Source organism: Halomonas sp. TD01 (genome assembly GCF_923868895.1).
GTDB lineage: Bacteria > Pseudomonadota > Gammaproteobacteria > Pseudomonadales > Halomonadaceae > Vreelandella.
Genome location: NZ_OV350343.1, coordinates 1,006,404 through 1,031,755, shown reverse-complemented (window position 1 = coordinate 1,031,755; position 25,352 = coordinate 1,006,404). Strand labels below are relative to the sequence as shown.

The 25,352-nt window shown below is 54.1% G+C and carries 20 protein-coding genes and 4 tRNA genes; 16 read left to right on the top strand and 8 right to left on the bottom strand.

The window, feature by feature from the left end; translation table 11 throughout:
• Positions 1 to 2: 2 nt before the first annotated feature.
• Together rapA and L1X57_RS04895 are read right to left on the bottom strand one after the other, a co-directional pair.
• Complete coding sequence (gene rapA, locus L1X57_RS04900) at positions 3 to 2,948, bottom strand: RNA polymerase-associated protein RapA (protein WP_009723927.1); 2,946 nt, start codon at positions 2,946 to 2,948, stop codon at positions 3 to 5.
• A gap of 114 nt (positions 2,949 to 3,062) precedes the next feature.
• Positions 3,063 to 3,866, bottom strand: coding sequence for a TlpA family protein disulfide reductase (locus tag L1X57_RS04895; RefSeq protein ID WP_009723926.1), 804 nt, complete (start codon positions 3,864 to 3,866; stop codon positions 3,063 to 3,065).
• 66 nt (positions 3,867 to 3,932) lie between these two features.
• On the opposite strand from L1X57_RS04895, the gene L1X57_RS04890 reads away from it, so the two are divergent.
• From L1X57_RS04890 to L1X57_RS04880, 3 genes are all read left to right on the top strand, one after another.
• Positions 3,933 to 4,166 (top strand): hypothetical protein, encoded by a 234-nt coding sequence (locus tag L1X57_RS04890; RefSeq protein ID WP_009723925.1) that lies wholly within the window; start codon positions 3,933 to 3,935, stop codon positions 4,164 to 4,166.
• A 41-nt stretch (positions 4,167 to 4,207) separates the two neighbouring features.
• The gene (locus L1X57_RS04885) at positions 4,208 to 5,683 is read left to right on the top strand and encodes an SLC13 family permease (protein WP_009723924.1); all 1,476 of its coding nucleotides are present in this window, start codon (positions 4,208 to 4,210) and stop codon (positions 5,681 to 5,683) included.
• Between the two features lie 162 nt (positions 5,684 to 5,845).
• Complete coding sequence (locus L1X57_RS04880; protein WP_009723923.1) at positions 5,846 to 7,054, top strand: ABC transporter substrate-binding protein; 1,209 nt, start codon at positions 5,846 to 5,848, stop codon at positions 7,052 to 7,054.
• An 80-nt stretch (positions 7,055 to 7,134) separates the two neighbouring features.
• Here the strand turns inward: L1X57_RS04880 and L1X57_RS04875 are convergent, their stop codons facing one another.
• The 6 genes from L1X57_RS04875 to typA all read right to left on the bottom strand — a co-directional run bounded on the left by L1X57_RS04875 (position 7,135) and on the right by typA (position 14,692).
• Positions 7,135 to 8,460 (bottom strand): branched-chain amino acid ABC transporter permease, encoded by a 1,326-nt coding sequence (locus L1X57_RS04875; protein WP_009723922.1) that lies wholly within the window; start codon positions 8,458 to 8,460, stop codon positions 7,135 to 7,137.
• The gene (locus L1X57_RS04870) at positions 8,460 to 9,464 is read right to left on the bottom strand and encodes a branched-chain amino acid ABC transporter permease (RefSeq protein ID WP_009723921.1); all 1,005 of its coding nucleotides are present in this window, start codon (positions 9,462 to 9,464) and stop codon (positions 8,460 to 8,462) included. The genes L1X57_RS04875 and L1X57_RS04870 overlap by 1 nt, the downstream gene beginning before the upstream one ends.
• Before the next feature lie 16 nt (positions 9,465 to 9,480).
• A complete protein-coding gene (locus tag L1X57_RS04865) occupies positions 9,481 to 10,209 on the bottom strand; it encodes an ABC transporter ATP-binding protein (RefSeq protein WP_009723920.1) in 729 nt (242 codons plus the stop codon).
• 85 nt (positions 10,210 to 10,294) lie between these two features.
• On the bottom strand, positions 10,295 to 11,065 hold the full coding sequence (locus L1X57_RS04860) for an ABC transporter ATP-binding protein (protein ID WP_009723918.1): 771 nt from the start codon (positions 11,063 to 11,065) through the stop codon (positions 10,295 to 10,297).
• A gap of 53 nt (positions 11,066 to 11,118) precedes the next feature.
• Positions 11,119 to 12,555 (bottom strand): sodium-dependent transporter, encoded by a 1,437-nt coding sequence (locus tag L1X57_RS04855; RefSeq protein WP_009723917.1) that lies wholly within the window; start codon positions 12,553 to 12,555, stop codon positions 11,119 to 11,121.
• A 310-nt stretch (positions 12,556 to 12,865) separates the two neighbouring features.
• Complete coding sequence (gene typA / locus L1X57_RS04850; protein WP_009723916.1) at positions 12,866 to 14,692, bottom strand: translational GTPase TypA; 1,827 nt, start codon at positions 14,690 to 14,692, stop codon at positions 12,866 to 12,868.
• 163 nt (positions 14,693 to 14,855) lie between these two features.
• Here typA and L1X57_RS04845 point away from each other — a divergent pair, with 163 nt between their 5' ends.
• The 13 genes from L1X57_RS04845 to rpoB all read left to right on the top strand — a co-directional run bounded on the left by L1X57_RS04845 (position 14,856) and on the right by rpoB (position 25,348).
• Positions 14,856 to 15,839 carry a biotin--[acetyl-CoA-carboxylase] ligase gene (locus L1X57_RS04845; RefSeq protein WP_009723915.1) on the top strand — a complete coding sequence of 328 codons (984 nt, stop codon included), beginning with the start codon at positions 14,856 to 14,858 and terminating at the stop codon, positions 15,837 to 15,839.
• Positions 15,836 to 16,675 carry a type III pantothenate kinase gene (locus L1X57_RS04840; RefSeq protein ID WP_009723914.1) on the top strand — a complete coding sequence of 280 codons (840 nt, stop codon included), beginning with the start codon at positions 15,836 to 15,838 and terminating at the stop codon, positions 16,673 to 16,675. The genes L1X57_RS04845 and L1X57_RS04840 overlap by 4 nt, the downstream gene beginning before the upstream one ends.
• A 138-nt stretch (positions 16,676 to 16,813) precedes the next feature.
• A tRNA-Tyr gene (locus L1X57_RS04835) sits at positions 16,814 to 16,897 on the top strand.
• A gap of 105 nt (positions 16,898 to 17,002) precedes the next feature.
• A tRNA-Gly gene (locus L1X57_RS04830) sits at positions 17,003 to 17,076 on the top strand.
• 15 nt (positions 17,077 to 17,091) lie between these two features.
• Positions 17,092 to 17,166, top strand: a tRNA-Thr gene (locus L1X57_RS04825).
• A 143-nt stretch (positions 17,167 to 17,309) separates the two neighbouring features.
• A tRNA-Trp gene (locus L1X57_RS04820) sits at positions 17,310 to 17,385 on the top strand.
• 73 nt (positions 17,386 to 17,458) lie between these two features.
• Entirely contained in the window at positions 17,459 to 17,842 is a 384-nt protein-coding gene (gene secE / locus L1X57_RS04815; RefSeq protein ID WP_009723913.1) for a preprotein translocase subunit SecE, read from the top strand.
• 8 nt (positions 17,843 to 17,850) lie between these two features.
• A complete protein-coding gene (nusG, locus tag L1X57_RS04810) occupies positions 17,851 to 18,384 on the top strand; it encodes a transcription termination/antitermination protein NusG (RefSeq protein WP_009723912.1) in 534 nt (177 codons plus the stop codon).
• A 123-nt stretch (positions 18,385 to 18,507) separates the two neighbouring features.
• Positions 18,508 to 18,939: a 50S ribosomal protein L11 gene (gene rplK, locus L1X57_RS04805; protein WP_009098963.1), complete on the top strand. Its 432-nt coding sequence runs from the start codon at positions 18,508 to 18,510 to the stop codon at positions 18,937 to 18,939.
• A gap of 2 nt (positions 18,940 to 18,941) precedes the next feature.
• Positions 18,942 to 19,634 carry a 50S ribosomal protein L1 gene (gene rplA / locus L1X57_RS04800; protein ID WP_009723911.1) on the top strand — a complete coding sequence of 231 codons (693 nt, stop codon included), beginning with the start codon at positions 18,942 to 18,944 and terminating at the stop codon, positions 19,632 to 19,634.
• Positions 19,635 to 19,932: 298 nt separating this feature from the next.
• Positions 19,933 to 20,436, top strand: a complete 504-nt coding sequence (gene rplJ, locus L1X57_RS04795) for a 50S ribosomal protein L10 (protein ID WP_009723910.1) — start codon at positions 19,933 to 19,935, stop codon at positions 20,434 to 20,436.
• 112 nt (positions 20,437 to 20,548) lie between these two features.
• Positions 20,549 to 20,920 carry a 50S ribosomal protein L7/L12 gene (gene rplL, locus L1X57_RS04790; RefSeq protein WP_009723909.1) on the top strand — a complete coding sequence of 124 codons (372 nt, stop codon included), beginning with the start codon at positions 20,549 to 20,551 and terminating at the stop codon, positions 20,918 to 20,920.
• 351 nt (positions 20,921 to 21,271) lie between these two features.
• The gene (gene rpoB / locus L1X57_RS04785; RefSeq protein ID WP_009723908.1) at positions 21,272 to 25,348 is read left to right on the top strand and encodes a DNA-directed RNA polymerase subunit beta; all 4,077 of its coding nucleotides are present in this window, start codon (positions 21,272 to 21,274) and stop codon (positions 25,346 to 25,348) included.
• Positions 25,349 to 25,352: the final 4 nt, after the last annotated feature.

Sequence of the window (25,352 nt, the reverse complement as noted above, 5' to 3'; positions counted from 1 at the left end):
CGTTAGGCGTTGGGGTCGACAGTGATAATCACCCGTACGGAATCAAGCCGTAAGCGGGTGTTTTCTATCGCGTCGCTGAGCGCTTGGCGCTCTTGCCTCAGGGCCTCAAGTTCTTCACTACGAACGGCTGGGTTGTGTTCTGCCAGGGCGGTTAAGCGTGCGAGTTCTGCATCCAGTTGGGCTCGCATACGTGTTTCAGCGCTTTCCACGATGCTGGGCAGCTCACGTTCGGCTTCACCTTCACCCTGAATGAGGAGTGCACGCAGCTGGTCATGACGGCTTTTAATCAAGTCTCGTGCCAATGACTTGTTCACTTTCTGCAGGTTTTTGCCAAGACCGGTGAAGGAAATCTTACTGGTTAGGTTTGCGCCTGACTCATCAAGCAGGACGCGCACCGCCGTGGGCGGCAAGAAGCGGTTAAGGTGTAGTGATTTAGGCGCAGGGCAGTGGGTACGGAAGACCAGCTCAGCCATCAAGCGGCCGCTGGGAATGGCAGGGTGCCGCAACAGCGCCAATGCGGTGTTACCCATAGTGCCATCTAAGATGCGCTCCATCATTTCGCGTAGCAGCGGGTGCTCCCAAGAGAGTCGCTGAATGTCGTCTCGTGCAAGCGCCAGCGAACGGCTGTAAGTGGCTGAAAAGCCCTCTTCACCTTTCACTAACCCAGGTAGGCCGTCCAGCATGTGCTGGCTAGGCTGCAAATAAAGCAAGCCATTGCCAATCTCTTGGCTATCTACGCCAAAAATATCCAGTGCGCGTTCTACAAAGCGCGGCAACGCTGGGTCTTCATCCAGCTCACGCACCGCATCAATTACCTGCTGAGCACGGGCGGGGCGGCAGGCGTTTAGCTCTAGCAGGCGGTTACGGCCAGCGTCCCGTTCAGTCAATTTGGCGGTGAACATTTCGCGGGTTTCGTCGATGATTTCATTGAGCATTTCATCGTCAAGTAACGCATCGGCCAGGGCATCGCCAAAGGCGTCATATAGGTCGCTGCCAATGCCATGGGGTGCGCTGAAGGCATCCATGCCTTCGTGGTACCAGCGCAGCAGGCGCTCACCGGGGCTGCCGGTAAAGGTAGGCACGTGAAGTTCAATGGCATGGCGCTGGCCAATCCGGTCTAGGCGGCCAATGCGCTGCTCCAACTGGTCGGGATGCTGGGGCATATCAAACATCACCAGATGGCGGCAGAACTGGAAGTTGCGGCCTTCTGAACCGATTTCAGAGCACACCAGCACTTGGCAGCCATCTTCTTCATCGGCAAATGCTGCGGCGGCACGGTCACGCTCGACGAGTGAGAGCCCTTCATGGAATACCGGCGCGTGATAGCCACCTAGTACGCGAAGCCCTTCGGCAAGCCCTTCTGCGGTTTCTCTATGGTGGGCAATAATCAGTACTTTGTCGTTGGCGAAGCCGCTGTCGCTATCGTCGCTAAGTTTTTCCAGCAGCCAATTTACCCGTGGGTCGATATGCCACCAGGATTCGGTGTTAAGTGGGTCGTTGCTTAGCTCGCGGTACATAGTGTCTGGATAGATCAGTACGTCCGGGTGATCCATGCCCGTTTCAATCAGCAACTCGTCCAGGTAATCATCATCGCGTTCCAAGCGACGCAGCACGCGTCGGTAGGCCGATGGCAGTTCCAACTGGGCGAGGTGCAGGCGACGCTCCGGAAAACCGCCCACATGCCGGCGACTGTTGCGGAACATGACGCGCCCAGTACCGTGACGATCAAGCAGCGCATCGCGCAACTGAGCGCGAGCAGCATTCTGCTGTTCAGTACTCGCCTCAGGGTTGCATAACGTTGCTAGCAACGCTTGGCTGTCGCGGTCATCCGCTACATTATCGACCCGTTCACGCGCCTCGGCGGTATTGGGTAGCTCATCCAAGGCATCAATGGCTTGGGCAACAGCGATGTAATGATGCTCTTCGTCTTTGAAGCGTTCGATGTCGTGATAACGCTCGGCATCTAGCAAGCGCAGGCGAGCGAAATGGCTCTCAACCCCCATCTGTTCTGGCGTGGCAGTCAGCAGTAATAAACCAGGAATATCAGCGGAAAGCTGTTCGACGCACTGATAACCTGGGCCGCTGCCGTCAGGACTCCAGTCGAGATGATGGGCTTCATCGACGATGAGCAGGTCAAAGTGGCTCGCCAGGGCCTGCTCTTGCCGGTGCGTGTTGGCGAACAGCCAACCTTGACTAGCCAATACTATTTGGGCGCTTTCAAATGGATTAGCGCTACCGTGGGCGAGACTTTGCTGCTCATCCAGCAGGCTAACGTTGAGTGAGAAACGGCGTAAAAGCTCTACTAGCCATTGGTGAGTAAGGCTGTCTGGCACCAAAATCAACGCGCGTTCTACTCGGCCAGCCAGTAGCAGGCGGTGGAGAATCAGCCCTGCCTCAATCGTTTTACCAAGCCCAACTTCGTCCGCTAGCAAAACGCGAGGGGCATGGCGACCGGCCACTTCGTCAGCGATATAAAGCTGGTGAGGAATCAGGTCGATGCGCGGCCCAGCAAAGCCTAGGGCGCTATGCTGCTCGATGCGCTGATAGTGGTGCAGCGTGCGAAAACGCAGATCAAACCAGTCATTGCGATCAACTTGGCCAGTCAGCAGCCGATCGCGCGCTTGGTCAAACTGCATGGTGTCGGCAAGCTTTGCCTCGGATAGCTCACGAGGGTTGCCGTCGCTATCTTCGCCAATATAAGTGATTAAGCCACTGGTCTCTTTGCTATCGTCTACGATCATCTGCCAGCCATCAGCAGAAATCACGCGGTCGCCGCTGCCGAACATGACGCGAGTCAAGGGGGCTTGGCGGGTGTTGTACGTACGGGTTTCCTGGCTGGCACTGAACAAAATGGTAACGCTACGGGCGTCGCAGTTAAGCACGGTGCCGAGTCCAAGCTCAGCCTCGCCGTCGCTAATCCAACGCTGGCCGGGAGAAAAATCGCTCATGATGCCTCGAGGAAGTCTACAGAAACAGGTTGTACGCCACCGGGGCAGGTCTCCGGTGGCAACAGGGCGGGGGATTCTAACGCAAAGCAGCGGGGGGATTAAGGTCTATCGTGGTCAATCTTTTAACCAGCGTTCCAGGTGGGCGCGGGTTAACTCGCCAACGTGTACATCCAGCGTGTTGCCCTGACGATCAAAAAGCACGGTGGTGGGCAGGCCAGGGGCTTGAAATTGCGCCATTAGCGTTTGGTTCGGATCACGCAGTGCGTAGCGAAAATCCAGTGTTTGCTCGTCTAGATAGCGCACGACCGGCAGTAAGTCTTCGCCTTGGTTGGCGACTACCACACTGACACCCTCACGCTTTGCAGCGTCTTCAAGCAGCGGCATCTCCCGCAGGCAAGGCGGACACCAGGTCGCCCATAGATTAACAATAATAAGGTCGCCGCTTTCGGCCAGCGAAGGCAGATGCACTGGATTGCCGTCCACATCGTCTAAGGTAACCTCTGGCAACGCGTCAATAGCAAATTCATTGCCTAAGGGGGCAAGCGTTACCAAGACCAGCCACAGGCTTGTCGTGCCGATCAGCATGGCGAGGCCGCCAATGAGCGCCAGCAGCCGCTCGCGCAGCACCCAGGCTGTCCAAATCAACCCCGCAATCAATCCCCCCAGCGCGTTGTAGCCGGGCTGCCATACCTTGAGCGCCTCTAGCGGTTCTGCGCCGTAGCTTTCCCAGTTGAGCGCTACAAACACAATCCGGGCCGCCAGCAGCCATACCACCAATAGCCCATTGAACCATCGCCCGTGCTGTGAGGACGTTAGTCCCAGCAGGTAGCGGCTAGTCAATAACAATAGTAGCGCGCAGCCTAAAGCGTACAGTCTGGGGGTGGAGATAAGCAGTGGGCCAATGGCAATCGCATTCATGATTTTTCCGTTAAGCAGGTACACTGGTGAACCATACCATGCACGTTAAAAATTACGGAGATGTCTATGCCTCAACCCGCTTTCGACATACTGCGGGCGCTGGCCATTGGGTCGCAGGCGCTGGGTTTAATGCTGATTATTACGTTGGAAACCGTGATGGGCGATGCTGCCCGCCCCTGGCAGGGAGTTGTGCTCGCTCTCATGGTGGCCGCCGCCCTGACAATCGCGTTGATAAGGCTTTACCGCCGTAATCGCCTGCGTAAGCAGCAGGCGCAGCGGGTCGCTGATGAGGATAATTAGCAAGCACTTATGTGGGCCGCTTTATTAAGGAGGTAGTGACCATGGAAGCGTCTACTAACGCCTTGCGCTGGCAGCGACGCAAAATCACCTTGGGACTGTTGGGCGGCCCCCTGGTTGCGATGGCGTTGTTGTTATCAGGCGCGCCCGACGACATGCCCGTCGCTGCATGGCGTGTTCTCGCTCTTACTGCGTGGATGGCTATCTGGTGGATTTTAGAGCCAGTGCCGATGCCGGTAACCGCGCTGTTGCCAATAGCACTATTACCGCTGTTAGGTGTGGTCGACGTGAATGCAGCGGCTGCTCCTTATGCTAACCCACTGATTTTTCTATTTTTGGGTGGTTTTATGCTGGCGGAGGCCATACAGCGCTGGAACCTTCACCGACGGATTGCCTTGGGTGTGTTGACCGTGGCGGGCAAGCGGCCAGACCACCTGGTCGCGGGCTTTATGGGGGCAACAGCGTTCCTCAGCATGTGGGTGAGCAATACCGCGACGGCGGCGTTGATGGTGCCGATAGGTTTGTCGGTTCTTACGCTACTTGAACGCAAGGGCAGCGCTTTGGACCAGCGCCCCATGGAACTTTGTTTACTGTTGGGTATCGCTCTGGCTGCCAATATTGGCGGAATGGGGACGCTGATTGGTACACCTCCTAACGCTTTACTGGCCGGCTTTATGGCGGATAACTACGGCATCGAGATCGGTTTTGCGCAGTGGATGCTCGTAGGAGTGCCGCCTGCGGCGCTGCTATTGCTGATCGGCTGGTGGCTGCTGACCCGCTGGATTTATCCTGTACCTCGTTCACCGCTGGAGGGCATTAGTACAGTGTTATCCCAGCAGGCGGAAGACCTCGGCCGAATGAGTCGCCCCGAGCAACGCGTTGCCGCTGTATTTACGTTGGTGGCGTTGGCCTGGATGGGGCGCCCAGTGCTGGAAAACCTAACTGGCCTGACACTTAGCGATGGCGGTATTGCCGTGCTGGGCGCGCTACTGCTGTTTGTGATTCCTGCTCGTTGGGGACAACGCCAGTTTTTACTCGACTGTAAGAGTGCGCAGAACCTCCCCTGGAATGTGTTATTGCTGGTGGGCGGCGGGCTTAGTTTAGGCAGTGCCATCGAAAGCTCAGGGTTGGCCGAGGTAGTGGCAAGCGTGATGGCCGTGTTTGTAAACTGGCCTATCTGGGCGATGGTTTTCATGGTGGTCGTCACGGTCATGCTAATGAGCCACGTGACCAGTAATACTGCTACGGCGGCGGCTATTGTACCGCTGGCGGCCGCGCTAACCGTAAGCATGGAGCAAAGTCCGCTACTGCTTACTGTGCCGGTCGCCATGGCTGCCTCTTGCGCCTTTATGTTACCCGTCGCTACGCCACCCAATGCCGTTGTGTTCGGCAGTGGTAAAGTTCAGGTGAGCGATATGCTGCGCGCCGGGGCGGTTATGAGTTTGGTCGCCGTCGCCGTCATCTGTGTGGCGGTGTTTGCGCTTGCCATGCCGGTGTTAGGGTTTGGCTGGTGGGAATAGTAGTTGGAGATAGTTGTTAGAGATAGTTGTTAGAGATAGTGACTTTCCGTCCCACGTTGCGTTAGAAAGCGTTGCTTGTGTTTTTGGCGTTACAGTTCCAAATTAAGAGAAGTCCCGCGCTGGACAGTCGGGGCACTTAACAGACTCGGAGCGACCAATAATATGATTAATAAGCGCACATTAGCCACCGCCGTTGCGGCCTCATCACTCGCGTTAGCGGGCATGGCCCAGGCGGAGGTCAAAGTTGGCTTCTTGGGCGGCTTTACCGGGGGAATTGAAAGCCTGACACCACCCATTTTTGCGGGTGCTCAGCTTGCCGTGACGCAGATAAATGAGCAGGGCGGCATCTTGGGGGGGCAAACGTTGGAAATGCCGTCAGGGGATACGACCTGTTCGGATGCCTCTGCTGCATCTAACGCCGCAGATCGCATGGTGAATTCTGAGCAAGTCACCGCGATTGTCGGCGCTTTGTGTACTGGGGCGACGATTGCCGCTGCCAATAACGCAGCGATTCCAGGTGGTGTGTTGATGGTCTCGCCTGCGTCAACGGCTCCCGCGGTTTCTGAGTTGGATGACAACGACTTAGTTTTCCGTACCGTGCCGTCGGATGCCTTCCAAGGCGAAATGCTTGCCAAGCTACTGCTTGATAAAGGCATCGATTTTGTCGCAGTGACCTACGTTAACAACGACTATGGCCGTGGCTTGTCGGATGCCTTCAGTGACGCCTTTGAAGCGGGCGGTGGCGAAATAGCAGAAAACCTCGCACATGAAGATAACCGTGCCGATTACCGTTCTGAGCTTGGCTCGCTGTCTTCGAGTGGTGCAGACACGCTGGTCGTACTGGCCTATGCCGATACCTCCGGCCAGACGGTACTGCGCCAAGCCTACGAAAGCGGCATGTTCACCCAGTATGTGGGTGCCGATGGCATGGTCGGTGATAGCTTAGTAGAAGCGATTGGCGCTGACATACTGGACGGCATGATCGCGACGCGTCCCGGTAGCCCTGACCTTCCCGGAACGGATATTTTCAATGAAGCGGCTGAAGCGGCGGGCATCGACCCTAGCGCCGTATTCGCTGCCCAGGCTTATGATGCGGCCTTCCTAGTGGCGTTGGCTATTGAGCAAAATGGCAGCGCTGAGCGTGAAGGGCTTTCTGAAGCGCTACGCAGTGTTTCCAGCGCGCCAGGCGAAGTAATACTGCCGGGCGAGTGGGAAAAAGCGGTCGAGCTGATTGCAGCAGGTACAGAGATCAACTACGAAGGCGCTTCTGGCTCCCATGAATTTGACGAAAATGGCGACGTGCCCGGCGTTGTTGTGGAAATGGTGGTAGAAGAGGGCTCGTTCACTAGCAAAGGTTTGGTTGAACTCTAGTCAAATGGAGGTAATTGAGAAGTAACCAAAACGCCCCAGGCAGCGAGCTTGGGGCGTTTTTGTTAGGGTCGATGGAGCATTTAGCCGTGAGTTTTGATTTTCTCTGGCAGTAGGCCTTTCGGGGCAAAGCGCAGTACCAGGGTAATCAGCATGCCAATAACCAGAACCCTCGCTTGTAGTGCCCGGCTATCCATATTGCTAGGCGCTTCCCAGCCGAAGGCGTTTTCACCCAACGCGACCGCCAGTTGCATTAAAAACAGTGCCAGCGGTTCTGACATAATCCAAATGATATAAACCGCGACCGCCCCAAAAATGGTGCCCAAATTATTACCTGGGCCACCCAAAATAACCATGACCAGCACCAGGAAGGTGTGGTTTAGAGGCAAGTAGCCTTGAGGGTCAAATAGGCTGTTAAAGGTGCCTAGCATGCCGCCGCCGAGGCCCATTAAGATGCAACCTAATACGAAAATCTCCAGGCGGCGTTTGTTGATATCTTTACCCATGGCCGCTGACGAGATTTCGTTATCGCGAATCGCACGAATCATTCTTCCCCAGGGGGCGTGGTAAGCCCGATGGAGTAAAAAGAAAATCACTGCGATCACGACAGCCGTCACCGAGAGATAAATCGCTCGGGAAAGCGTAAAGCCGAGTTCCGCCGGACCGGGGGTAGGCCAAGGAAGAGGCGATACTGTGGCAGTACCACGTGTCAGCCAGTCGGAATTTTTCAGAAACGCTTTGATGATTTCTGCGATACCCAGCGTGGCGATGGCGAGGTAGTCACTGCGCAGACCAAGGCAAACGTGGCCAATAAAGTAGCCAACACCACCAGCCAACGCGCCACCCACAATCCAGCCGACCCAGGCAGGTAAGCCAAAACCGCCAATAAAGCCCGCTTGAGACTGTATTTGGCTGGTCACATCGCGAAGCAGGCTGATGACAACCAAATAGAGCACGACGCCGATCACGATGGCGAGCACGGTGCGTAGTTTTTTCGGCACACCGAACCGGTCAAGTTTCGTGGCGCCCACGACGATCAGGGTTGCCGCAATGCCATAAAGCAGAACTTGGCCAAGTTCACCCGGCAGCTCAGTCCCCCAGAACGCCTCATTCACCGGGACGCTAAACAGCATGGCGCAAAAGCCACCTAGCGCGACGAAGCCCATGACGCCAGCGTTGAACTGGCCGGCATAGCCCCACTGAATCGTTAGACCCAGGGCAAGAATGGCGTAACAAGCAGCCTCGACCAGCATACGCGTGCTGTACGCTGCGCCCATAGTGGCGTAAACCGCTAGCACAGCAGCTAAAAGCGCGCCGAATAGCACCAGCTCACGCAATGGAAAGCGCCGTTCAGGAGTGGCATCTTTGGGCGTGTAAGCAGGATTACGGTTTTTTGTGGAATGGCTCATTAGATCACCTTGCCTTTAAACAGGCCGGTAGGACGCCACACTAAGATGGCTACCAAAATAAAGAACGGCACCACAATTTTGTACTCAGTGCCTACAAAGGCGAGATTGGAGGGAAGCTCCAGCCAGGTAGGTAGACTGTCGCGGAAAGGGCGCAGGAGAACATTCCAATTAAATACTGCCAGGGTTTCTGCAAAGCCGACGACGAACCCTCCTGCAATCGCGCCGTAAGGATGGCCTACGCCACCGACAATGGCTGCAGCGAAAATAGGCAGTAGCAGGAAGAAGCTCAGATCGGGTTTAAACGTTACGTCTAGTGACAACAGGGTGCCAGCAATTGCCGCCAGGGCACCTGCAATCACCCAGGTAACGGCCACTATGGTGTTGGTGTTAATGCCAGATGCCTGGGCAAGTTCGGGGTTATCTGACATGGCGCGCATGGCTTTGCCTAACCGCGAGCGATTTAGAAACAGGTGTAGGGCGACCACGGCCATTAGCGTAATCACAAACAGATAAATCTGTGGTTCGGTAATCACGATAGGGGCCCGAACACCTTCGAAAGGCAGCGCTATACGGAAGATTTCTTTGCGGTCATCGACGTATAAGCTCTGACCGCCGGTGCCGGAGAATAACCGGATAAGCCCTTGAAGCATGAGTGTCACGCCCAGCGAGCCAATGACCATCACGATAGGCTTGACGCCGTGGGCGCGTAGCGGCTTATAAAACGCTTTATCAATACCTACTGCCAGCGCTGCAGTAAGCAGCATCGCTAACGGCAGCATGATGAGCGCCGTCGGCACCCCGATACTGGCGCCCACCGCTGGGAAAGCGGTAGTAAGGAGCAGCACCATGAAGGCACCAAACGTCATTATGTCGGCATGGGCAAAGTGGGCAAAGCGCATAATGCTAAAAATCAACGTGACGCCAATGGCACCAATGGCATAAATAGAGCCAGTGACGCTACCTGCAATCACCACGTTATTGATAAAAAAGACCAGTTCGTTCACGCGTTTCTCCCCCGGGCTAGCCGCCCAAAAAGCTTTTGGCGACGTCAGGGTCAGCCAGTAACGCAGCCCCCGTGTCAGTAAAACGGTTTTGTCCCGCCGCCAGCACAAAGCCTTTATCGGCAATGGCTAAGGCCTGTTTAGCATTCTGTTCCACCATCAAAATGCCCACGCCTGCGGCGTTAATTTTTTTAACCCGGTCAAAAATTTCATTCATGTAAAGGGGAGACAAGCCAGCGGTTGGCTCATCCAGCAGCAACAGGCTAGGTTCAGCCATTAGCGCACGGCCCATGGCGACCATTTGGCGCTGACCGCCGGAAAGCTCACCAGCAGGCTGGTGGCGCTTCTCAACAAGTGGCGGGAAGAAGTCGTAGACCTGCTCCAGCATGCGTTTTACGTTTTGGGGTTTAAGGTAGGCGCCCATCTCCAGGTTTTCTTTAACAGACAGGCTGGGGAAAACGTTTTTTTCTTGGGGCACAAAGCCCATGCCACGCTCAACCAACTGGTTGGGTGGCAGGTTATGAATCGGCTGACCGTTAAGCAAAATCTCGCCCTGGTTAACGTTCAACAGCCCAAACACCGCTTTTAGCATAGTGGATTTGCCAGCGCCGTTAGGGCCAACAATGACACCGACTTCATCGGCATACAGGGTCATATTGACCCCGTTAAGGATATTCATACTGCCATAGCCGCCGTGCACATCGCGTGCCTCGAGCAGTGGCTGGGGAGATGACGGTGTGGATGGCATAAACGCGTCTCAGCTGGGCCGCACTGGGGTGACCAATGGCGGCCATGTTGTTGTGGCTATCTTTTTGGTGGCAAGCTCTGCGTTATCAGGCGGCATCGGTGCCGAAATAGGCTTCAATAACGGCCGGGTTGTTTTGTATTTCTTCTATTGAGCCCTCAACCATGACACTGCCTTGGGCCAGCACAATCACTGGATCGCATAGCCGCGAAATCATATCCATATCGTGCTCAATCACCAGAAAGGTATAGCCCATTTCGCGATTTAAACGCTCGATGTTGCCCATTAAGTCGTCGAGTAGCGTGCGGTTCACACCGGCGGCAATTTCGTCTAGTAGCACGACTTTGGCATCGGTCATCATGGTGCGGCCAAGTTCGAGCAGTTTTTTCTGACCACCCGATAAGTTACCCGCAAGCTCGTTACGTACATGATGTAAACCAACAAACTCAATGACTTCCAGTGCGCGGCGTCGTACTTCGGCTTCTTGGCTGCGCACCAGGGCAGGCTTAAACCAAGTGTTGAACAGACGTTCCCCTGCTTGATTGGGTGGCACCATCATCAAGTTTTCCAGTGCGCTCATCTGGCTGAACTCGTGAGCGATTTGAAAGGTGCGCAGCAATCCTTTGTGAAAGCGTTGATCAGCGCTTAGCGACGTGATGTCTTCACCGTCCAATAGAATGCGGCCACTGTCTGGCGTAAGTGCGCCCGCAATTAAGTTGAAAAGCGTCGACTTACCTGCCCCGTTGGGGCCAATCATGCCGGTAATAGAACCCTTTTCAACGCGGATTGAGCAGTCGTTGATAACATGGAGTCCGCCGAAGGCTTTGTTGACGTGTTGTACCTCGATAAGGGGAGTCATCGTATCCTCGCGCCGCAGGCGGTTTAGATGCCGCCTGCGTTATTAGAATTATATTAGGCAGCAGGTTTACGCAGCCGCTGGCTCAAGGCAAATGCACCCACAATGAGCAGTGCACCGAGGGTTGGGATTACGTAGCCTTCCACCTGTGGAATGGTGCGTAAAAATACAAACGACACGGCGGCAGGGCCAACAAAGCGCACTAGGAACCGCCAGGTTTTAAACCACGTAAGGTTAGTGCCAAGCTCTTTCATGACTTCGCTTTGGGTCAGTGCCCAGCCGGCAAACAGGGCAATTAGCAGGCCACCCAACGGCATAAATATATTGGTTAAGAGTTCAATAAAGTCAAAGGCACTGCGTCCAAACAGCGTATGGAAAATCGTACCTTCAGCCCATATATTGAAGCTCACCACCGTGAGTAAGCCCATCGCCCAGGCAGCGACAACCATAATAGTGACAGCCTGAGGGCGCGTCATATCAAAACGCTCAACCAGGAAGGCCGCAACCGGCTCTATCAACGAAATAGACGAGCTAACCGCAGCCCCTAGCACCAGAATAAAGAAGACCCCGCCTACCAGAGCACCAAACGGCATGTCAGCAAATGCTAGCGGCAGAGTGACAAACATCAGTCCCGGGCCTTGGCCGGTTTCGAGCCCCGCACCAAATACCAGTGAGAAAATCGCCAGCCCTGCCACCATGGCTACAGCGGTATCAACAAACGCCACGGCAATAGCGGTACGGGTTAGAGAGGCTTCGCTGGACATATAGGCGCCGTAGGCCATGATGGCACCCATCCCAAGGCTCAGGGTGAAGAAGGATTGCCCCATCGCCTGTAACCAACCTTCCAGGCTGAGATCGGCAATATTGAAAGTAAATAGGAAGCTTGCTGCCGCTCTCACGTCGCCATTAATGATGCCGTAGATAAGCACCACGATCAGAATAACAAACAGCGCTGGCATCATAATGCGCAGCCCTGACTCGATCCCTTTGTGAATCCCCATGCCGACAATTAGTGCGGAGAAGGCGATAAACAGCGTGTGATAAAGCGTCATCAGGCCCGGAGACGCCAGCAACGCATCAAAGCCAGCACTAATCGTTGCTGCATCGGCACCGACTAATGAGCCGGTTAGCATCAGCCACGTGTAGTGCAGTGCCCAGCCGGCAATGACCGAATAAAAACTCAAAATTAAAAAAGCGGAAACAGCGCCCAGCCAACCAATGGATTCCCAAGCACGGGAGGTTTTATGCGTTTTGGTTAAGTGTCGCATCCCCATAATAGGACTTTGACGACTGGTTCGCCCTAGCATTGTTTCAGCAATCAAAATGGGAATGCCGACGGCGAAAATAGTCAGTGCGTAAATTAAAATAAACGCGCCACCACCATTTTCCCCGGTGAGATAGGGAAATCGCCAGAGGTTGCCCAAGCCGACGGCTGAGCCAACCGCCGCCAGCAAAAATGTGCCTTTATGAGTCCAGACGTTATGACCGCTCATGTGGAGGAGTGTCCGTGTAGTGGTGGAAGGATGGGGTAAATATCCAAACACCTGTATGAATTGTAGGCTGCCAGCGGCCCAGGGGCGCACTGAGGTTAGCGCTACTTTGCGATAGAACGCCTACGCTTTCCAGCCTGCTAGCGTTAAGGCTGCGTTTATGAAGCCACTTGGCGTAGGGCTCGGGGCGTGAGGGGGAGTGCGGGCGCTGGAAATGAGCTAGGGAAGATCGTTGTTAAAAGCCGTAAAAAAGAAGCCCGCACAATGGCGGGCTTCTCTGGGGACTTGCTATCGAGCATTGACTGGCGAGTGGTTACTTCTTGCTAGAACGCTTGCGCTCGTTCTCAGTTAGGTGCTTCTTGCGCAGGCGAATATGGCTAGGAGTAACTTCTACCAGCTCATCGGAATCCAAGAATTCGATGGCCTGCTCAAGAGTGAACTTGATCGGCGGCGTCAACACGATGTTTTCATCGTTACCCGTTGAACGCATGTTATCGAGTTTTTTGCCTTTGGTCGGGTTAACGACCATGTCATTGGCACGATTATTAATACCAATCAGCATACCTTCGTATACTTCAGTGGCGTGATCAATAATCAGTTTGCCACGTTCTTGCAGGGCATAGAGCGCATAAGCAAGCGCTTTGCCGCCAACCATTGAGACCAATACGCCATTGCGACGCTCGATAGAAGCATCGGGCTTTAGCGGGCCGTAGTGGTCAAAGCGGCTGGTCAGGATGCCGGTGCCGGAGGTCAAGGTTAAGAATTGACCACGGAAACCAATCAAGCCACGCGCTGGGATGATAAAGTCGAGACGAACACGACCTTTGCCATCGGGGTTCATGTTGGTCATTTCACCCTTGCGGTAGCCAAGCTCTTCCATGATGGAGCCTTGATGCTGCTCTTCACAGTCGATGATGACTTCTTCGTAGGGTTCTTGCTTAACGCCGTCGATCTCTTTAATGATAACTTCCGGGCGGCCAACCGCCAGCTCGAAGCCTTCACGACGCATGGTTTCAATCAATACCGACAGGTGCAGCTCACCGCGGCCAGAAACTTTGAATTTCTCAGGGGTTTCGCCCTGTTCAACGCGTAGCGCCACGTTGTGGATCAGTTCTTGTTCCAAACGATCTTTAATATTACGACTGGTGACGAACTTGCCTTCTTTACCGGCGAATGGGGAGTCATTGACCTGGAACGTCATCGAAACGGTCGGTTCGTCAACTGACAGCGGCGGCAGTGCTTCAATGGCGCTCGGGTCGCACAGCGTGTCAGAGATCGATAGATCTTCAATGCCGGTAACGCAGACGATATCACCTGCCGTCGCTTCCGTCGTTTGGACGCGCTCAAGACCCATATGAGTCATGACCTGACCGATCTTACCTTTACGGGTAGAGCCATCAACGCTGATGACCGAGATTTGCTGGTTAGGCTTCACCGAGCCACGCTTGATGCGGCCAAGGCCGATAACCCCGACGTAGCTATTGTAATCCAGTGCGGAAATTTGCATCTGGAACGGACCATCGATCTCAACCGCGGGCGGTTCAACGATATCGACAATTGCCTGGAACATGGGGTCCATGTTGTCAGCCAGCTCTTCCGGATCCATACCGGCAATGCCGTTTAGCGCCGAGCAGTAGATAATCGGGAAATCAAGCTGGTCGTCGGAAGCGCCCAGGTTGTCAAACAGATCAAAGATCTGATCAATAACCCAGTCCGGGCGAGCGCCAGGACGGTCAATTTTATTGACGACGACAATCGGCTTCAGGCCCTGGGCAAATGCTTTCTGGGTAACGAAGCGCGTTTGTGGCATAGGGCCATCAACGGCGTCTACCAGAAGCAGTACCGAGTCCACCATGGACATAACCCGCTCGACTTCACCACCGAAATCGGCGTGTCCAGGGGTGTCCACGATGTTGATGTGGTAATCCTTACCATTGCCATCTTGCCACTGAATAGCAGTGTTTTTGGCCAGGATGGTAATACCACGCTCTTTTTCCTGGTCATTGGAGTCCATGATGCGCTCTTGGCCTTCGGCCTTGCGGTCGAGCGTTCCAGACTGGCTTAACAGCTTGTCTACCAAGGTGGTTTTACCATGGTCAACGTGGGCGATGATGGCAATGTTGCGAAGATTCTCGATCACGACGCGATCCTGCTAGAAAAATAGGGCGGCATTATAGGGTCTGGGTGCGGTTCACTACCAGTGCTGTCTTAAATAAAGGTGCAAGTCAATAACCTAAACGCTGCAGTTTTCGCTCCTGCGGTGCTTCCGTTAAGATAGGTGTTTTCCCAGTTGGGGCAAGCACATGACCATCGGTAACCTGATGCGTTTGTTAAGCGATGGCGAGGTTCATTCCGGTGAACAATTAGGTGAAGCGCTGGGCGTTTCCCGAGCCGCCGTATGGAAACAGCTAAAAAAATTAGACGCACTGGGCGTTGAACTGGTGGCTGTGAAAGGTCGAGGTTATCGACTTGCCTATCCGCTAGAGCCTCTTGATGGGGCAAAAATTGTTGAGTGTTTGCCAGCAAGTGCTCGCCATCTCTTAACCAGGCTGTTCATCGAAGACCAGTTGCCTTCTAGCAATGAGTATGTGCGCGAGCGCTTTGTTCAAGGGGCAGGGCACGGTGAGGTATGTTTTGCCGAGCTACAAACCGCAGGTCGTGGCCGTCGCGGGCGCGTATGGTCTACGCCGTGGGGGCAAAGCTTGATGCTTTCGCTTGGCTGGCGTTTTGAGTCTGGTGTAAACGCCCTTGAAGGACTGAGTCTTGCAGTAGGCGTGGTAGTGGCTCAAGTGCTGGAGCAGTATGGGGTTTCACCAAAATTAAAATGGCCGAACGATATTTTGCTGGCCGAGAAAGGCAGTGAGCTTGGTAAGTTGGCTGGTATTCTGATTGAAGTCACTGGGGATGCTGCAGGCCCTTGTGAGGTGGTGGTCGGAATTGGTATGAACCTGTCGCTACCCGATAGTCTGCGTGCCACTATTGATCAGCCTGTGGCAGCGCTGTTTGATGCTAAAGCGGGTATCTCGCGCAATCAGCTAGCCGCGGATATGGTATCTGGTTTGCTGGATATGCTGGCGGGCTTCGAAAGCGAGGGGTTTACCCCCTGGCGAGACGAGTGGAACAACCGCCATGCCTACGCCGGGCTGCCGATCCGTATTATTCAGGGTGAGCGCTCAAGTGATGCGGTGGCTGGAGAGGTAGATGAGAGTGGTAATCTTTGGGTTACCGAAAATGATCACTCGCGACGCCTGTCGGGCGGTGAGATCAGTGTACGCAGGCGCCTATGATTTTGGATTTGGATATCGGCAATACGCTATCGAAATGGCGGTTAAAAGATGCCGACAGTAGTGAAATACGTTCACGAGGTGCTGTGTGGACACGGGAGGAGTGGCGGCCAGGGGCAGATATTCCGAATCTTGACGTGGTAGAGGCGGTGCGCATTTCCAGTGTCGCTAGGGCTGCCGTGCTGGAGGAGACCGTTGCCTTACTGCGCCGCCAAGTACGTCATGTTTATGTGGCGCGTTCTACGGTCGAAGCGTTAGGTGTCGTTAATGGTTATGAAGAGCCTGGGCGATTGGGCGTAGACCGCTGGATGGGTGCGCTGGCAGGCTATCAGTTGGCAGGCGGCTGCTGCGCGGTCGATTGCGGTAGTGCGATTACCATTGATTTTGTATTGCCTGGAGGTGTTCATCTCGGAGGATTTATCGTACCAGGGTTACGATTAATGAAAGAGAGTCTTAAATTAGGCACCCGAAACGTAGCGATTGATCCAGAGAGTGAAGCTGATGCTTTATTGGAGCCGGGGCGGCGAACGGTAGATGCGGTCAATCACGGTATCTATATGGCGGCGGTGAGTGCGATTAACCGAATCTACAGCGAAGTATGCGATCAGCAGGGGATCGCGTTGCCGGTGTTGTTGACCGGTGGCGATGCCAGGGTGATTTCGCGCGGCGTTCAAGTTCCACATGCGGTATGGCCGGACATGGTATACGGAGGGTTGGAGGCCAGTTTTCCGCTAACCTTTGCCGAGCGTGCTGGAAAAATGTCAGGCGCACCTGGAGTGCCTGAGCCTGTTTCGTTAGAAAAAATTCGCGCAGGTCTTGCATTCTCAATGCTGCTTTGACAGAATGCAGCGCGTTCCAAGGCGTAAGTCACGCTAAGTGACACAGCGCAAGCGTCGACAAGTACACAAGCTTTGATAAATAAAGAGTTTGTAAGCTTGACACCGCTTTGGAGGCTGGCATAATGTGCCGCCACAGCTGGAGAGGTTCCCGAGTGGCCAAAGGGAGCAGACTGTAAATCTGCCGCGAAAGCTTCGAAGGTTCGAATCCTTCCCTCTCCACCAGTTTTATTGAGCAGTGACTTGGTCATTGCTTGGGAATGAAAGGCCGGTAAGCGGGCTTAGCTACTGTATCTCGTGCAACGGATTGTCATTCTGTAGGCAAGTTCGGCGGGCGTAGTTCAATGGTAGAACCTCAGCCTTCCAAGCTGATGGTGCGGGTTCGATTCCCGCCGCCCGCTCCAGTTTGATGTGATTTGGCTCATGTAGCTCAGGGGTAGAGCACACCCTTGGTAAGGGTGAGGTCGACGGTTCAATTCCGTCCATGAGCTCCATATTTCAAAAAAAGCGAGCTAAGCTCGCTTTTTTTGTTTTCACTTGTCGGTTTCGATGAGTGTTAAGGGTTGTCAGGTGGAAAATTATCCGCTATTATGGCGCCCGCTGTTGCGCAGGCATTTGTTTGTGCGCATGACGATACAGGCCAGTAGCTCAATTGGCAGAGCAGCGGTCTCCAAAACCGCAGGTTGGGGGTTCGATTCCCTCCTGGCCTGCCAGCCTTCCCCAGGTTGGTATGTCTTTTTCTAGAATTCCTTTGTCGCTCGCTGCACCCTTGGGAGTCTCGTTTTTATGAAGCCTAGTTCCGTAAAACATGGCGAAGAGGTGCAACAGTCGCGCCATGACGGGCTCAAGTGGGCGGCGGTTGTGGCGCTGCTTGTTGTTGCAGTCGTTGGTAATACCTATTTCGCTAATATTGGCCTGCTCTACCGCGTATTAGGTGTGGTGGTGTTGTGTGCGATTGCGGGTTTGATCGCGCTGACCACTGCTAAAGGTCGCGATTTAGTAGAGCTTGCCGTAAGCGCCAAGAAAGAGATACAGCGCGTTGTATGGCCGACTCGCCCCGAAACCATTCAGACCACAGCCATTGTGCTGGCGGCAGTTGTGGTGGTGGGTTTGATGCTGTGGTTGATCGATACTCTTCTTGGCTGGGCGATGTCCGGCGTCATTGGTTAGGAGCTTTCATGTCCAAACGTTGGTATGTCGTCCACGCTTATTCCGGCTTTGAAAAGCATGTCATGCGTTCGCTTATTGAGCGCGTGAAGATGTATGGCATGGAAGATCGCTTTGGCGAAATTCTAGTGCCGACGGAAGAAGTAGTTGAAGTGCGTGACGGTAAGCGCCGTAAGAGTGAGCGCAAGTTCTACCCAGGCTACGTGCTGGTCGAGATGGAAATGGCCGATGAAACTTGGCATCTCGTCAATGAAACGCCTCGTGTGATGGGGTTCATTGGTGGCACGAAAGAGAAGCCTGCACCTATTACATCGCGCGAGGCAGACGCTATCTTGCGTCGCGTTAAAGATGGTACTGATAAGCCGCGGCCTAAAACCATGTTTGAGCCGGGTCAATCAGTTCGCGTCGTTGATGGTCCGTTTGCTGACTTTAACGGTGTTGTTGAAGAAGTAAATTACGACAAGAGCCGCTTGCAGGTCAGTGTGTTGATTTTCGGGCGTGCAACGCCTGTGGAGCTTGAGTTCTCCCAGGTAGAGAAAGAGTAAGTTTAATTAAGTGGCGGGGTGGTGTGCATAGCATGCCATCCCTGCGTTATGTGAAGCAGCTAAACGCTGCTTTATGTGTACCGGGGAGCCGTAAGGCGCTATCACCCAATTGGAGTATTTAGCATGGCCAAGAAAGTACAGGCTTATATCAAACTGCAGGTTGCTGCAGGTAAAGCCAATCCTAGTCCGCCCGTCGGCCCTGCGCTGGGTCAGCACGGCGTGAACATCATGGAATTCTGTAAGGCGTTCAACGCAGCTACTCAAGAGATTGAGCCTGGTCTGCCGACGCCTGTCGTGATCACTGTCTACTCTGACCGTAGCTTCACGTTCGTCACCAAAACGCCGCCTGCTGCCGTTCTGCTGAAAAAAGCAGCCGGTATCAAGTCCGGTTCTGGTGAGCCGAACAAGAAGAAGGTTGGTACCGTGACGCGTGAGCAGCTCGAAGAGATCGCTAAAACCAAAGAGCCAGATATGACGGCTTCTGATCTCGATGCCGCGGTGCGCACCATCGCCGGCAGCGCTCGTAGCATGGGCCTAAACGTGGAGGGTCTCTGATCATGGCTAAACTAACTAAGCGCGCGAAAGTTATTCGCGAGAAAGTAGACCCGAACAAAGCTTACTCTCTTGAAGAAGCGGTTGCGCTGCTCGCTGAGCTGTCTACCGTTAAATTCAAAGAGTCCTTGGATGTGGCGATCAATCTTGGTGTTGATCCGCGTAAATCTGACCAAGTTGTACGTGGTGCTACTGTTATGCCTAACGGTACTGGCAAAGACGTACGCGTTGCGGTCTTCACCCAAGGTGCTAACGCCGATGCTGCAAAAGAAGCAGGCGCTGACATCGTGGGTATGGAAGATTTGGCTGAGCAGGTCAAGAAAGGCGTGATGGATTTTGACGTCGTGATCGCCTCGCCGGACGCTATGCGCGTTGTCGGTCAGCTGGGTCAGATCCTTGGTCCGCGTGGCCTGATGCCGAACCCGAAAGTTGGCACCGTTACACCTGATGTTGCTACTGCAGTTAAAAATGCTAAAGCAGGTCAGGTACGCTTTCGTACCGACAAAAACGGCATTATCCACACAACTCTGGGTAAAGCTGATTTTGAAGCATCCGCTGTTCTGGGTAACCTGGAAGCGCTGGTTGCTGACCTTAAGAGGCTCAAGCCGAGCTCTTCTAAAGGTATCTACTTTAAGAAAGTCACCCTGTCCACTACTATGGGCCCAGGTTTGACTATCGACCATTCTGCGTTTGTATAAGCAGGTAGTCGTAAGTTTTAAGTAAGAACCGAGCAAGAACTTTGCGGTCCCCTGTTAATGCGTAAGCCAAACAGGGCATCGTCAAAGACCGCAGGTGCCGCATCTTTTAAAGGTGCGGCTTAATCGCCCTAAAAGCGCCTGCGCAGATGGTGTGGCCGCCAGTTGGTTGAGGTTTTTAGCCAAACCGCTTTCTGGTGAGCACCATCCCCCAAGGCTTCCAGCGTTATTTATTTATCGTCTGGAAGAGATGGTAACCACCGGAGCCTGTTGTGGGTTCCGGCACGAAGGAGTGATCACTGTGCCACTAGCACTTGAAGGCAAGAAAGCGATTGTTGCCGAGGTCAGTGAAGCGGCCAAGGGCGCACTCTCCGTCGTAGTTGCCGATTCTCGCGGCGTTACAGTCGGTAAAATGACCGACCTGCGTAAGCAAGCGCGTGAGAATGGCGTCCAGTTGCGTGTTGTTCGCAACACTCTGGCACGCCGCGCCCTCGAAGGTACTCAGTGGGAGTGCCTGAACGAGAGCTTTGTTGGTCCTACTCTGCTGGCTTTCTCTACCGAACACCCGGGCGCTGCTGCTCGTTTGTTTAAAGAGTTCGCAAAGCAAGATCAGAACTTCGAAGTGAAGGCGCTGGCCTACGAAGGTGAGCTGATTCCGGCTGCTGACATCGATCGTCTGGCAACCCTACCGACTTACGACGAAGCAATTGCTAAGTTGATGTCGGTAATGAAAGAAGCCTCCGCTGGCAAGCTGGTTCGTACTCTGGCCGCCCTGCGCGACCAGAAGCAAGAAGAAGCTGCATAAGCAGGCCTTTTTGCAAGCAGTCTGCGCTGCATAAGCAGAGCGCTGCTTGAACCATGCAATGAATCCTGAGCACTCGGTGAACCGAGGCTCCCGCAAAGTTAGGAATGAGACAATGGCACTGACCAAAGACGATATCATCAATGCTGTAGCCGACATGTCCGTAATGGAAGTTGTCGAGCTGATCGAAGCAATGGAAGAGAAGTTCGGCGTATCTGCAGCAGCAGCCGTAATGGCTGGCCCGGCTGCAGGCGGCGAAGCAGCTGCTGAAGAACAGACTGAATTTGATCTGGTACTGACTGCCGCTGGTGACAAGAAAGTTAACGTCATCAAAGCAGTTCGCGAAATCACTGGTCTTGGCCTGAAAGAAGCCAAAGGTGCAGTTGATGGCGCGCCGGCTACCATCAAAGAAGCAATGTCTAAAGAAGACGCTGAAGCAGCTAAGACCAAGCTGGAAGAAGCGGGCGCAAGCGTCGAGCTCAAGTAATTCTTGTGCTGACGGCTTTACGCGCTGCGTAAGCTTCCACGGCTGGCGGCGGGCTTATCCCGCTGCCGGCCTTTTTCTGTTGTATCATGTTGCTCGGCAGCATTACAGCAGGAAGGCTGCGGTAAGAAGCAGCAAAACAGTAAGACCGTTGTTGTGAAGCGTAAGTTGTGAAGCGTAAGTTGTGAAGCGCGAGTGATAGCGAAGCGCTAGCAGCACTACTGTAACACTGTTATCTATCAAGATTTTTGACGGCGAGCTACCGATTTAGGAGCTTGCTGTCTGCGTCTGAAACGCCCGCGGGGCAGATGACCACGCATCGGTCACCCATGGTGAACAAGCTGGGGAATACAGATGGCTTACTCATATACTGAGAAAAAACGCATCCGCAAGGATTTCGGCAAACTGCCCCAAGTGATGGATGTGCCTTACTTGCTGGCCATCCAGCTTGATTCCTACTACGACTTTCTCCAGCAGGATCGTTCGCCCGACGAGCGCCACGAGATTGGTCTGCACGCGGCGTTTAAGTCCGTGTTTCCGATTGAAAGCTTCTCTGGGAATGCGGCGCTGGAGTATGTCAGCTACCGTTTCGGCACGCCGGCGTTCGATGTAAAGGAGTGTCAGCTGCGTGGCGTGACCTATTCCGCCCCGCTGCGTGTCAAGGTTCGCTTGATCATCTATGATCGCGACTCCTCGAACAAGGCAATCAAGGATATTAAAGAGCAGGAAGTCTACATGGGGGAAATCCCCCTGATGACCGAGAATGGTACCTTTGTCATCAATGGTACTGAGCGGGTTATCGTTTCTCAGCTCCACCGTTCGCCCGGTGTGTTCTTCGATCACGATAAAGGCAAGAGTCACTCCTCTGGTAAGCTGCTCTATTCTGCCCGAGTGATTCCTTATCGTGGTTCCTGGCTGGACTTCGAGTTCGACCCTAAAGACAACGTCTTCGTACGTATTGACCGTCGCCGGAAACTGCCTGCGTCGGTATTAATGCGTGCCTTGGGAATGAGCACCGAAGAGATCCTTGAAGAGTTTTTCGAAACCAGCAAGTTTAGCATTGAAAAAACTGGCTTCTTCGTGGAGCTGGTACCTTCACGTCTACGCGGTGAAACCGCTACCTTCGATATTAAAGATGGCGAAGGTAATGTCATTGTCGAAGAAGGGCGTCGTATTACCCAGAAGCACATCCGTCAGCTTGAGAAAGCTGGCCTGGAGCGTCTGGAAGTGCCGATGGAGTACCTGTTTGGTAAAACGTTGGCCAAAGATCAGATCGATTCCAAAACTGGCGAGCTGATCTGTCCGTGTAATACCGAAATTACGCCAGAAGTACTTGAGCGTATGGCGCAGGGTGGCATTACCCATATTGAGACGCTCTACACGAACGATCTCGACTGTGGCTCGTTCATTTCCGATACGCTGAAGCTGGATGCCACAGGCTCTGCGCTCGAAGCGTTGGTCGAAATTTACCGCATGATGCGTCCTGGTGAGCCGCCCACCAAAGAAGCCGCCGAGACGCTGTTTAATAACCTGTTCTTCAGCGAAGACCGCTACGACCTGTCTGGCGTTGGTCGTATGAAGTTTAACCGCCGTCTGCGTCGTGATACCGACACGGGCTCTGGCGTGCTGGATCGTAAAGACATCCTCGATGTTCTGCGTGAGCTGATCAACATCCGTAACGGCTTCGGTGACGTTGACGATATCGATCACTTGGGTAACCGCCGTATTCGTTGTGTTGGCGAAATGGCTGAAAACCAGTTCCGCGTTGGCTTGGTGCGCGTAGAGCGCGCGGTGAAAGAGCGTCTTTCCATGGCGGAAAGCGAAGGCCTGATGCCGCAAGATTTGATCAACGCTAAGCCGGTAGCGGCAGCGGTGAAAGAGTTCTTCGGTTCTAGCCAGCTGTCCCAGTTCATGGACCAGAATAACCCGCTTTCCGAGGTTACCCACAAGCGTCGTGTGTCTGCACTCGGCCCAGGTGGGTTGACCCGTGAGCGTGCCGGCTTCGAAGTGCGTGACGTACACGCCACGCACTACGGACGTCTGTGTCCGATCGAAACGCCGGAAGGTCCGAACATCGGTCTGATCAACTCTCTGGCGACCTATAGCCATACCAACAGCTATGGCTTCCTCGAAACGCCATATCGTAAGGTCAACGCCGGTCAGGTAACTGACGATATCGTTCACCTGTCAGCGATCGAAGAGGGCGATTTCGTTATCGCCCAGGCATCTGCCGCGGTGGATGAGACCAACAAACTGAGCGATGACTTGGTTCAGGTGCGTCACCGTGGTGAAACCACGTTTATGCGCCCTGAGCAGGTCACGCTAATGGATGTGTCGCCGCGTCAGGTTGTTTCGGTAGCGGCTGCATTGATTCCGTTCCTAGAGCACGATGATGCTAACCGCGCCTTGATGGGTGCGAACATGCAGCGTCAGGCCGTGCCAACTTTGCGTGCTGACAAACCGCTCGTTGGTACCGGTATGGAGCGATTCGTTGCGCGTGACTCCGGCGTTTGTGCCGTTGCACATCGTGGTGGCGTAATCGATTCTGTTGACGCGCGTCGTGTTGTGGTGCGGGTGAATGAAGATGAGATCATCGGCGGCGAAGCCGGTGTTGATATCTACAATCTGACCAAGTATACCCGTTCAAACCAGAACACCTGTATGAACCAGCGTCCTATCGTGCGGCCTGGTGACAACGTAGCCCGTGGCGATATTCTTGCCGACGGCCCGTCTGTTGATATGGGTGATCTGGCGCTGGGCCAGAACATGCGCATCGCGTTCATGCCCTGGAATGGTTACAACTTCGAGGACTCCATCCTGCTGTCTGAGCGGGTGGTACAAGAAGACCGCTTTACCACGATTCATATTCAGGAACTGACCTGTGTCTCTCGCGATACCAAGTTAGGGCCGGAAGAGATCACTGCCGATATCCCCAACGTTGGCGAGTCTGCGCTAGGTAAGCTGGACGAAGCAGGTGTTGTTTACATCGGTGCCGAAGTTGGCCCTGGCGATATCTTGGTCGGTAAGGTAACACCCAAGGGTGAAACCCAGCTGACGCCGGAAGAGAAGCTGCTACGCGCTATCTTCGGTGAAAAAGCTTCTGACGTTAAAGATACCTCGCTGCGTGCGCCGACCGGTATGAAAGGTACCGTCATCGACGTCCAGGTATTTACCCGTGACGGCGTTGAAAAAGACACTCGTGCGCTTGCCATCGAGCGGATGCAGTTGGACGAGGTGCGTAAAGATCTTCAGGAAACTTATCGTATTGCTGAAGACGCTACCTTTGAGCGCCTAAAGCGTACCTTGGAAGGCCAAGAAGTTAACGGTGGGCCGAACCTCAAGAAGGGCGATGTACTGGACGAGGCTTACCTCGACGAGTTACCGCGTCAGCAGTGGTTCAAACTGCGCATGCAGGATGAGGCATACAACGAACTGTTAGCCCAGGCCGATGAGCAGCTTGAAAACCGTCGTAAAGAGATGGACGAGCGCTTTGAAGACAAGAAGCGCAAGCTGACCCAGGGCGATGATCTCGCACCGGGCGTGCTTAAAATCGTCAAGGTTTACATGGCGGTTAAACGTCGCATTCAGCCTGGCGACAAGATGGCAGGCCGTCACGGTAACAAAGGTGTTATCTCGGCGATCATGCCCATCGAAGATATGCCGTTCGATGAGAAAGGCGAGCCGGTTGATGTGGTGCTAAACCCGTTGGGCGTACCTTCGCGGATGAACGTTGGTCAGATCCTGGAAACCCACTTGGGTATGGCTGCCCGCGGTTTGGGTGTCAAGATCGACGCCATGCTTCGTGATGCCCGTGGTCAGCAAGTTGCTGAAATCCGTGACTTCCTAGGCCAAATATACAACACGCCAGGAACCCGTGTTGAGGATATCGATTCGTTAAGCGATGAAGAAATCATTGCGCTAGCGAAAAACCTCAAAGGCGGTGTACCTATGGCGACGCCGGTGTTTGACGGTGCTAAAGAGCATGAGATCAAGCATCTGCTGAAGCTTGCTGACATTCCTGAGTCTGGCCAAATGACCCTGTACGATGGTCGTACTGGTGATGCGTTTGACCGCTCGGTGACCGTTGGCTACATGTACATGCTCAAGCTGAACCACCTGGTAGACGACAAGATGCACGCGCGTTCTACCGGCTCTTACTCGCTAGTGACTCAGCAGCCGCTGGGTGGTAAGGCGCAGTTCGGTGGTCAGCGCTTTGGTGAGATGGAAGTGTGGGCGCTGGAAGCTTACGGTGCCGCGTATACGCTGCAAGAGATGCTCACCGTCAAGTCGGATGACGTCGAAGGCCGCACCAAGATGTATAAAAACATCGTGGATGGCGACCACACCATGCAGGCAGGCATGCCGGAATCCTTCAACGTACTCGTGAAGGAAATCCGCTCGCTGGGCATCGATATCGAGTTAGAGAGCTAGGAGC

Excerpts from the sequence above, each read along its gene's own strand:
- secE (WP_009723913.1), top strand. The coding sequence starts at position 17,459 with ATGAAGCCTAGTTCCGTAAAACATGGCGAAGAGGTGCAACAGTCGCGC.
- rplA (WP_009723911.1), top strand. The coding sequence starts at position 18,942 with ATGGCTAAACTAACTAAGCGCGCGAAAGTTATTCGCGAGAAAGTAGAC.
- L1X57_RS04840 (WP_009723914.1), top strand. The coding sequence starts at position 15,836 with ATGATTTTGGATTTGGATATCGGCAATACGCTATCGAAATGGCGGTTA.
- L1X57_RS04890 (WP_009723925.1), top strand. The coding sequence starts at position 3,933 with ATGCCTCAACCCGCTTTCGACATACTGCGGGCGCTGGCCATTGGGTCG.
- rplK (WP_009098963.1), top strand. The coding sequence starts at position 18,508 with ATGGCCAAGAAAGTACAGGCTTATATCAAACTGCAGGTTGCTGCAGGT.
- L1X57_RS04885 (WP_009723924.1), top strand. The coding sequence starts at position 4,208 with ATGGAAGCGTCTACTAACGCCTTGCGCTGGCAGCGACGCAAAATCACC.
- L1X57_RS04895 (WP_009723926.1), bottom strand. The coding sequence starts at position 3,866 with ATGAATGCGATTGCCATTGGCCCACTGCTTATCTCCACCCCCAGACTG.
- rapA (WP_009723927.1), bottom strand. The coding sequence starts at position 2,948 with ATGAGCGATTTTTCTCCCGGCCAGCGTTGGATTAGCGACGGCGAGGCT.
- L1X57_RS04860 (WP_009723918.1), bottom strand. The coding sequence starts at position 11,065 with ATGACTCCCCTTATCGAGGTACAACACGTCAACAAAGCCTTCGGCGGA.
- L1X57_RS04880 (WP_009723923.1), top strand. The coding sequence starts at position 5,846 with ATGATTAATAAGCGCACATTAGCCACCGCCGTTGCGGCCTCATCACTC.
- nusG (WP_009723912.1), top strand. The coding sequence starts at position 17,851 with ATGTCCAAACGTTGGTATGTCGTCCACGCTTATTCCGGCTTTGAAAAG.
- L1X57_RS04865 (WP_009723920.1), bottom strand. The coding sequence starts at position 10,209 with ATGCCATCCACACCGTCATCTCCCCAGCCACTGCTCGAGGCACGCGAT.
- rplL (WP_009723909.1), top strand. The coding sequence starts at position 20,549 with ATGGCACTGACCAAAGACGATATCATCAATGCTGTAGCCGACATGTCC.
- rpoB (WP_009723908.1), top strand. The coding sequence starts at position 21,272 with ATGGCTTACTCATATACTGAGAAAAAACGCATCCGCAAGGATTTCGGC.
- L1X57_RS04845 (WP_009723915.1), top strand. The coding sequence starts at position 14,856 with ATGACCATCGGTAACCTGATGCGTTTGTTAAGCGATGGCGAGGTTCAT.
- L1X57_RS04875 (WP_009723922.1), bottom strand. The coding sequence starts at position 8,460 with ATGAGCCATTCCACAAAAAACCGTAATCCTGCTTACACGCCCAAAGAT.
- L1X57_RS04855 (WP_009723917.1), bottom strand. The coding sequence starts at position 12,555 with ATGAGCGGTCATAACGTCTGGACTCATAAAGGCACATTTTTGCTGGCG.